Origin of the sequence: Escherichia sp. KS167_9B (assembly GCF_030295215.1) — a bacterium.
GTDB lineage: Bacteria > Pseudomonadota > Gammaproteobacteria > Enterobacterales > Enterobacteriaceae > Escherichia > Escherichia coli_F.
In genome coordinates this window covers 1-6,965 of record NZ_AP025757.1, presented here as the reverse complement: position 1 = coordinate 6,965, position 6,965 = coordinate 1, and the positions used below count along the sequence as shown (strand labels likewise).

Genomic DNA, 6,965 nt, shown 5'->3' with positions numbered 1-6,965 from the left:
GCTTGTCTGTGAGCGGATGCCGGGAGCAGACAAGCCCGTCAGGGCGCGTCAGGCCGTTGACCTTGCGGGTGTCGGGGCGCAGCCATGACCCAGTCACGTAGCGATAGCGGAGTGTATACTGGCTTAACTATGTGGCATCAGTGCGGATTATAAGAAAAGAGCACCATATGCGGTGTGAAATACCGCACAGATGCGTAAGGAGAAAATACCGCATCAGGCGCTCTTCCGCTTCCTCGCTCACTGACTCGCTACGCTCGGTCGTTCGGCTGCGGCGAGCGGAGTCGGCTTACTCAAAGGCGGTAATACGGTTATCCACAGAATCAGGGGATAAGGCCGGAAAGAACATGTGAGCAAAAAGGCAAAGGACAACAAAAGGCCGCGCCGCTGGCGTTTTTCCATAGGCTCCGCCCCCCTGACGAGCATCACAGAAATCGACGCTCAAGTCAGAGGTGGCGAAACCCGACAGGACTATAAAGATACCAGGCGTTTCCCCCTGGAAGCTCCCTCGTGCGCTCTCCTGTTCCGACCCTGCCGCTTACCGGATACCTGTCCGCCTTTCTCCCTTCGGGAAGCGTGGCGCTTTCTCATAGCTCACGCTGTTGGTATCTCAGTTCGGTGTAGGTCGTTCGCTCCAAGCTGGGCTGTGTGCACGAACCCCCCGTTCAGCCCGACCGCTGCGCCTTATCCGGTAACTATCGTCTTGAGTCCAACCCGGAAAGACACGACTTAACGCCACTGGCAGCAGCCACTGGTAACTGGACAAGGTGGATTGAGATATTAAGAGTTCTTGAAGTGGTGGCCTAACTGCGGCTACACTAGAAGGACAGTATTTGGTATCTGCGCTCCACCAAGCCAGTTACCTTCGGAAGAAAGAGTTGGTAGCTCTAGATTCCGGCAAACAAACCACCGTTGGTAGCGGTGGTTTTTTTGTTTACAGGCAGCAGATTACGCGCAGAAAAAAAGGATCACAAGAGGATCCTTTGATCTTTTTATCCCCTCCCCCTCCCCTGAGAGACATAAATTCGTATTTATTACCTTCGACAATATTCGTAATATAATTTAAAAGCCCTTCTTAACTGAGACTTCAGGCTAACCCCAAGCCTGACAAACGATTCAAGCCTTTCCAGTTTCATAATAATTTCATCTATTTCACAGTTATAAAAATCCACCCCCTCTGAATCAAAAAATGAAACACCTCTGCAACATCTAGATATAATATCGCTAGAGGTTCTTTTTGTTAGTTTCTTTTCATTCAGCAACCACGCCCTAAAGCCTTCTTTATCATAAATACCTTTTACTTGTTTTTTTTCATACTCCATGATTGTCACCGCAACATATTTTGCTAACTCAACCGGAACAGCATTACCTATCATTTGCTCCAAATTTGTTTTTGCACCTTTAAATTTAAAGTCTTCAGGAAATGTTTGCAATCTTGCTCTTTCAAAGGTTGTTAATGGCCTTACATTCTCAGAAATACTGACAGGATCGCCTGCATGCCCTAAATATCCATCAGGTATCGGTCTATTAACCCCTCTTACTGTTGGCGCAGGTTCATCAATAGAGAAAATAGCCCTTCTGTTATAATTTCTCGGATGTCTGTAATAATACTCAATCCCCAATGAATCACCAAGATAATTTCTAACTGTCATACTATCTTTCGATATCCCGCACATCACTTCGTTAAGGATAAAACCATCCCTCACGTCAAGCTTTCCAATTACAAATAATCTTTTTCTTTTTTGCGGAACACCACACTTACTGGCATCCAAAACAATTTCTGTTAACCCATACCCTGATTCTTTAAAGATTCCTCGAGCTTCTAAATAGGCACCACTTCTTAATGCCCGATCTACATTTTCCATCACAAACCACTTTGGCTTTATTCTTTTTATAATTTCTGAAAATGAGCGAGTTAAGTTAGCTCTAGCACCTTCAATTCTTAAACCTGCATGACTGAAGTCTTGGCAAGGAGGCCCTCCAATAATCATATCGAAGTCTATATCTTTAAGCTCCCTCACCACATCATCAACATTGCTCAAATCTAGTTTTTTTATCGGATGGCTAAAATTATCTCTGTAACATTCAATAGCAGGATCCCAGAAATCATAAGCACCTACAACATCAAACCCCCCCTTCAAAAAGCCTAGGGACAACCCCCCACACCCACTAAAAAGATCAATTATTCTCATAACATAAAAAACTCATTATCATATCACTCCACATCATGATATAGAAACACACCATAGACGTCAATAAATTGACGTCAGGAGCAAAAAGTGAGCAAAATAGAATCTCTTTATGGTTTAAAAAACACCAACAGGAAAGAGAGCGATCTGTGGGGAAAGAACCAATTTAACAGTTCTTTTCCCACCTCTCTAGCATGTTATATGAGAGACAACAAAATGAATCCGATTTATCTTTATTTAGATAAGGATTTAAAAGTGCATGCCAAAGAAGTATCTTTTGACTTCGTTTTTAACACAACATTAAAAAATAGTGATCTTGAATTTCAATTTGAGAAAAAATATGAACCATACCAACAGTATGCTTATGATGACATAAAAGGAATAGATCTAGTTATAAAAGGAAACAATAGTTTTTTAAAAGCACTAGAAATAAAATTAACCGTACTTCCAGATAGCACGACATATAAAGAAAACGAGAGCGAATGGAGTTCAGAGATTGTAATAAGACCTGCAAGCACTTCTTATTGTGCCCTTGGCATAATGCACTCTTGCAGCGATAAATTCCATGAAATAAGAAAAATATTTGAATCCACATGCGAAAGCATACAGCACTGGGGGAATGAAACTGAAGTTCTTTCAAAGAAAGAAAATATATTAAATTGCCTAAACACTTTCCAAGAAAATTTTCTTGATTACCAGAAACCTTTTTTAATGCAACCATTATGGAAAACAAAAGGCAAGAGCCCAATATTAGATCAAAATGCCTTTGACATATTCATCTGGAGTGATTTTGCTTTGTGTCGAACCTTTATTGATAGATCCTCATATAACAATTCATCTGCCAGCAGACTAATGAGATCATCAGCCAGACTCGCCAGAATGGTGTATGAAATTGCGAGCAAAAACAAGACAAACATCAATAGAATTTATACTGAGATGAACTTTGGATATCAAAGTGATAAAGAGTTCTCGCTAAACGGAAAAATAACAAAAGCTTATATGGATCACCCAAGAAGAACAAAACCCATCCTCCCACCATCAGTATTAAAAGAAATAATTTTAAATGGCGGGCAAAATAAATTAAGCCCAGAGAGACGCTTTGATCAAAGCGTTTATTATACTGCATCTCACCTGTTTGATGAAATAAAGTAATTTTTCTTGGTGGCTCGCCAGCCCTGAATTCGCCCATCAAAAATCAGTAGCGGAACAGGCATACTAGACATGCTCGCTTTTACGGCGAGCATCTTGACGGAGTTTGAGACGCAATGGAACAGCAACCAACTCTATGCATCACAAGCTCAAAAATGATTACCATGCATTGAACTCTAGTTACCTTTGCCAATGATTGCTCCTGGTTGCTTCATGCCCGTAAAGGCAATTTCGACGGTCATTACATTGAACATAACATCTCGACCGCGTACTGAACGGTCTCAGCCGGATCTTCGAACCCATCTATCGTAGAATTGATACTCTACCTCTGTGACTAACAAGACAGTTCCGCTACTCTTCTGAGTATTCATTCATCAAAAAGCAGGATATCCAGTGTCAAACATTGTTCATCTATCTGATAAAAAACAAAAAAACAAACCAGTTGATATTTCTTTTGATGATTACACAGACAATCTCAGCAAAGGGTTCGTCAAAAATCTCAGCAATAAACAAAAAAAAGAATTAATTAGTAAAATCAAAGCGATACTTAAATCGAGGAATGTAGCGTTCCGTTCGACGCCGCCCTCTGATTGGAAAGAGAAAAGTAGAACCTTTGCAATTTTCTTTCCTGAAAAAAAGATTGTTTTTACATTAGGAGTAGTGAACAAATTAAAGATAGAGGACGGTTGGATAAATCATAAAATCAGCGACACAGAAGATGCCGTCTTATCTGTTGGAAAAATAATCAACCTTATAGAGGATTCACAGCATGGCTAAATTACCTCAAGAAAAGCCGAAAGAAGTCATCCAAGCCGGATTTGATGATGTTAAAAAGGCCTATAAAAAAGGCGCTAAGACTGTAAACGATACCTATGCTGAGCAAGCAGGTCGTGACTTACAATCAGGCGATGGTAAACTAATGGCTACCTATCGGCGCAATAAAAAAGCGATAGACAAGTTAGATGCTGAAGGTTGATCTGAAAAGTCAGTCTTCTGGGCGGACTTTTCGTCTCTAAGACTGGCTGCATATTGTATTTACCATAACATCCGTTGCCCGCACCGCAGAAACGCGTTCGGTGCGATCACGGCAGCAGACAGGTAAAAATGGCAACAAACCACCCGAAAAACTGCCGCGATCGCACCCGGTAAATTTTAACCACATGCATAGCTATGCAGCCATGTGAATCACGCAGGAATTGCCAGCCAGAGACAGCTGAAACGGATTTTTTTCATGCTTTCGGAAGCGAAGAAGACGGGGACCGGAGCGGGAAAACAGAAGTTCAGGGGAATGAGCGCGATCTGGCAATAGAGGCAAAACACAGCAACAAAAGACACACCAGAATCGCGCCCGTATGCGTTTTAACGCGTTCCTGTGTTTTCAGCAAGGTCTGACTGAAGCGCGTTCCCGGTGCCCCCGAACCAACCATTATCCCAAAAAATGCACCGGAAACGCGCTGACAACATTTTAGCCTGTCTCTGATTACCATCCCAGCGAAGGGCCATCCAGTGTCCGTTCCTGTATTTCCAGCTGGCGCTCACGCTCCAGGGATAACTCATGTTCGCGCTCCTGTATCAGCCGTTCGTCCCTTATCTCCTGTTCTCGCTGTATAACTGGCTCAAGCGTTCTGTCCGCTCGCTCAAGTGCTGCACCTGCTGACTCAACTGCATGACCTGCTCGTTCAGCATCGCGTTGTCCCGTTGCGTAAGCGAAAACATTTTCTGCAATTCCACGAAGGCGCTCTCCCATTCGCTCAGCCGCTGCATATAGTCCTGTTGCAGTTGCTCTAAGGCGTTCAGCAAATGTCTTTCCAGCTCCGTCACTCTGTGTCACTCCGTCAGTTGTACCCAGTCCTTCTCCTGATAGGGAATCACCGTTGCCGATTTCCCGTACGGAAGGACCAGAAATTTCCTTCTCCCGTCCTGCACAAACTCCACGCCCCATGTCTTCGCGTTCAGTTTCTGCAATGTTTCTTCCTGTATCCTGATTTCTTCCAGGTTCGCCTGTATCCGCCCGCCAAGATACCAGAGCGTCCCGCCACTCACGGTAAACAGGAAAAGGACCATCCCCAGTAACATCATGCCCGTATTCCCTGCCAGCTTTAACACGTCCTTCCTGTGCTGCATCATCGCCTCTTTCACCCCTTCCCGGTGTTTTTTCAGTGATTCCTCTGTCGAAGCTGTGAACAGGGCTATAGCGTCTTTGATTTTCGTCTCGTTTGATGTCACAGCCTTGCTTACAGATTTTTCGAGCTTGCTGAACTCGTCGTTCAGCATTGTCTCTGTAGATTCGGCTCTCTCTTTCAGCTTTTTCTCGAACTCCGCGCCCGTCTGTAAAAGATTGCTCATAGAATGCTCCTTTCAGTCTGATATTCTTCCCGCCGTTCGGGTCTGCAATGCTGATACTGCTTCGCGTCACCCTGACCACTTCAAGCCCTGCCTCTGTGAGCGCCTGAATCACATCCTGACGGCCTTTTATCTCCCCGACATGATAAAGAGCGTCTATCCCGCGTGTGACGCTCTCTGCAAGCGCCTGTTTCGTTTCCGGCAGGTTATCAGGGAGAGTCAGTATCCGGCGGTTCTCCGGGGCGTTGGGGTCATGCAGCCCGTAATGGTGATTAACCAGCGTCTGCCAGGCATCAATTCTCGGCCTGTCTGCCCGGTCGTAGTACGGCTGGAGGCGTTTTCCGCTCTGTAGCTCCATGTTCGGAATGACAAAATTCAGCTCAAGCCGTCCCTTGTCCTGGTGCTCCACCCACAGGATGCTGTACTGATTTTTTTCGAGACCGGGCATCAGTACACGCTCAAAGCTCGCCATCACCTTTTCACGTCCTCCCGGCGGCAGCTCCTTCTCCGCGAACGACAGAACACCTGACGTGTATTTCTTCGCAAATGGCGTGGCATCGATGAGTTCCCGGACTTCTTCCGGATTACCCTGAAGCACCGTTGCCCCTTCCCGGTTACGCTCCCTTCCCAGCAGGTAATCAACCGGACCACTGCCACCGCCTTTTCCCCTGGCATGAAACTTAACTATCATCCCGCGCTCCATGTTCCCTGACGACCTGCCGTAAGCTGCGCAACTCTCTCTCGATGGCCATCAGTGCGGCCACCACCTGAACCCGGTCACCGGAAGACCACTGCCCGCTGTTCACCTTCCTCGCCGTCTGATTCAGATTATTCCCGATGGTAGCCAGCTGGCGCAGTAACGGCGGTGCCAGTGTCGGCAGCTTCCCGGAACGGGCAACCGGCTCACCCAGACAGACCCGCCGCATCCATACCGCCAGCTGTTTACCCTCACAGCGTTCCAGTAACCGTGCATGTTCATCATCAGTAACCCGTATCGTGAGCATCCTCTCGCGTTTCATCGGTATCATTACCCCATGAACAGAAATCCCCCCTTACACGGAGGCATCAGTGACTAAACAGGAAAAAACCGCCCTTAACATGGCCCGCTTTATCAGAAGCCAGACATTAACGCTGCTGGAAAAGCTCAACGAACTGGACGCGGATGAACAGGCAGACATCTGTGAATCGCTTCACGACCACGCCGATGAGCTTTACCGCAGCTGCCTCGCACGCTTCGGGGATGACGGTGAAAACCTCTGACACATACAGCTCCCGGAGACGGTCACA

General features: G+C 45.9%; 8 protein-coding genes. 5 read left to right on the top strand and 3 right to left on the bottom strand.

The window, feature by feature from the left end:
- Positions 1–645: 645 nt before the first annotated feature.
- Complete coding sequence (locus QUE34_RS28520; RefSeq protein ID WP_001557254.1) at positions 646–804, top strand: hypothetical protein; 159 nt, start codon at positions 646–648, stop codon at positions 802–804.
- Between the two features lie 227 nt (positions 805–1,031).
- On the opposite strand, the gene QUE34_RS28350 is transcribed toward QUE34_RS28520, so the two are convergent.
- Positions 1,032–2,189 carry a DNA cytosine methyltransferase gene (locus QUE34_RS28350; protein WP_001219937.1) on the bottom strand — a complete coding sequence of 386 codons (1,158 nt, stop codon included), beginning with the start codon at positions 2,187–2,189 and terminating at the stop codon, positions 1,032–1,034.
- Between the two features lie 87 nt (positions 2,190–2,276).
- Here QUE34_RS28350 and QUE34_RS28345 point away from each other — a divergent pair, with 87 nt between their 5' ends.
- The 3 genes from QUE34_RS28345 to QUE34_RS28335 all read left to right on the top strand — a co-directional run bounded on the left by QUE34_RS28345 (position 2,277) and on the right by QUE34_RS28335 (position 4,311).
- Positions 2,277–3,338 carry a HindVP family restriction endonuclease gene (locus tag QUE34_RS28345; protein ID WP_000034299.1) on the top strand — a complete coding sequence of 354 codons (1,062 nt, stop codon included), beginning with the start codon at positions 2,277–2,279 and terminating at the stop codon, positions 3,336–3,338.
- 390 nt (positions 3,339–3,728) lie between these two features.
- Positions 3,729–4,112: a hypothetical protein gene (locus QUE34_RS28340; RefSeq protein ID WP_000065853.1), complete on the top strand. Its 384-nt coding sequence runs from the start codon at positions 3,729–3,731 to the stop codon at positions 4,110–4,112.
- Entirely contained in the window at positions 4,105–4,311 is a 207-nt protein-coding gene (locus QUE34_RS28335) for a hypothetical protein (protein WP_001096539.1), read from the top strand. Before QUE34_RS28340 ends, QUE34_RS28335 begins: the two co-directional genes overlap by 8 nt.
- A 504-nt stretch (positions 4,312–4,815) precedes the next feature.
- On the opposite strand, the gene mbeA is transcribed toward QUE34_RS28335, so the two are convergent.
- Positions 4,816–6,369 (bottom strand): plasmid mobilization relaxase MbeA, encoded by a 1,554-nt coding sequence (gene mbeA, locus QUE34_RS28835; RefSeq protein WP_000635795.1) that lies wholly within the window; start codon positions 6,367–6,369, stop codon positions 4,816–4,818.
- The gene (locus QUE34_RS28315) at positions 6,359–6,682 is read right to left on the bottom strand and encodes a MobC family plasmid mobilization relaxosome protein (RefSeq protein WP_001734677.1); all 324 of its coding nucleotides are present in this window, start codon (positions 6,680–6,682) and stop codon (positions 6,359–6,361) included. The genes mbeA and QUE34_RS28315 overlap by 11 nt, the downstream gene beginning before the upstream one ends.
- A gap of 64 nt (positions 6,683–6,746) precedes the next feature.
- On the opposite strand from QUE34_RS28315, the gene QUE34_RS28310 reads away from it, so the two are divergent.
- The gene (locus QUE34_RS28310) at positions 6,747–6,938 is read left to right on the top strand and encodes a Rop family plasmid primer RNA-binding protein (protein ID WP_000165985.1); all 192 of its coding nucleotides are present in this window, start codon (positions 6,747–6,749) and stop codon (positions 6,936–6,938) included.
- The last annotated feature ends 27 nt before the right edge of the window (positions 6,939–6,965 follow it).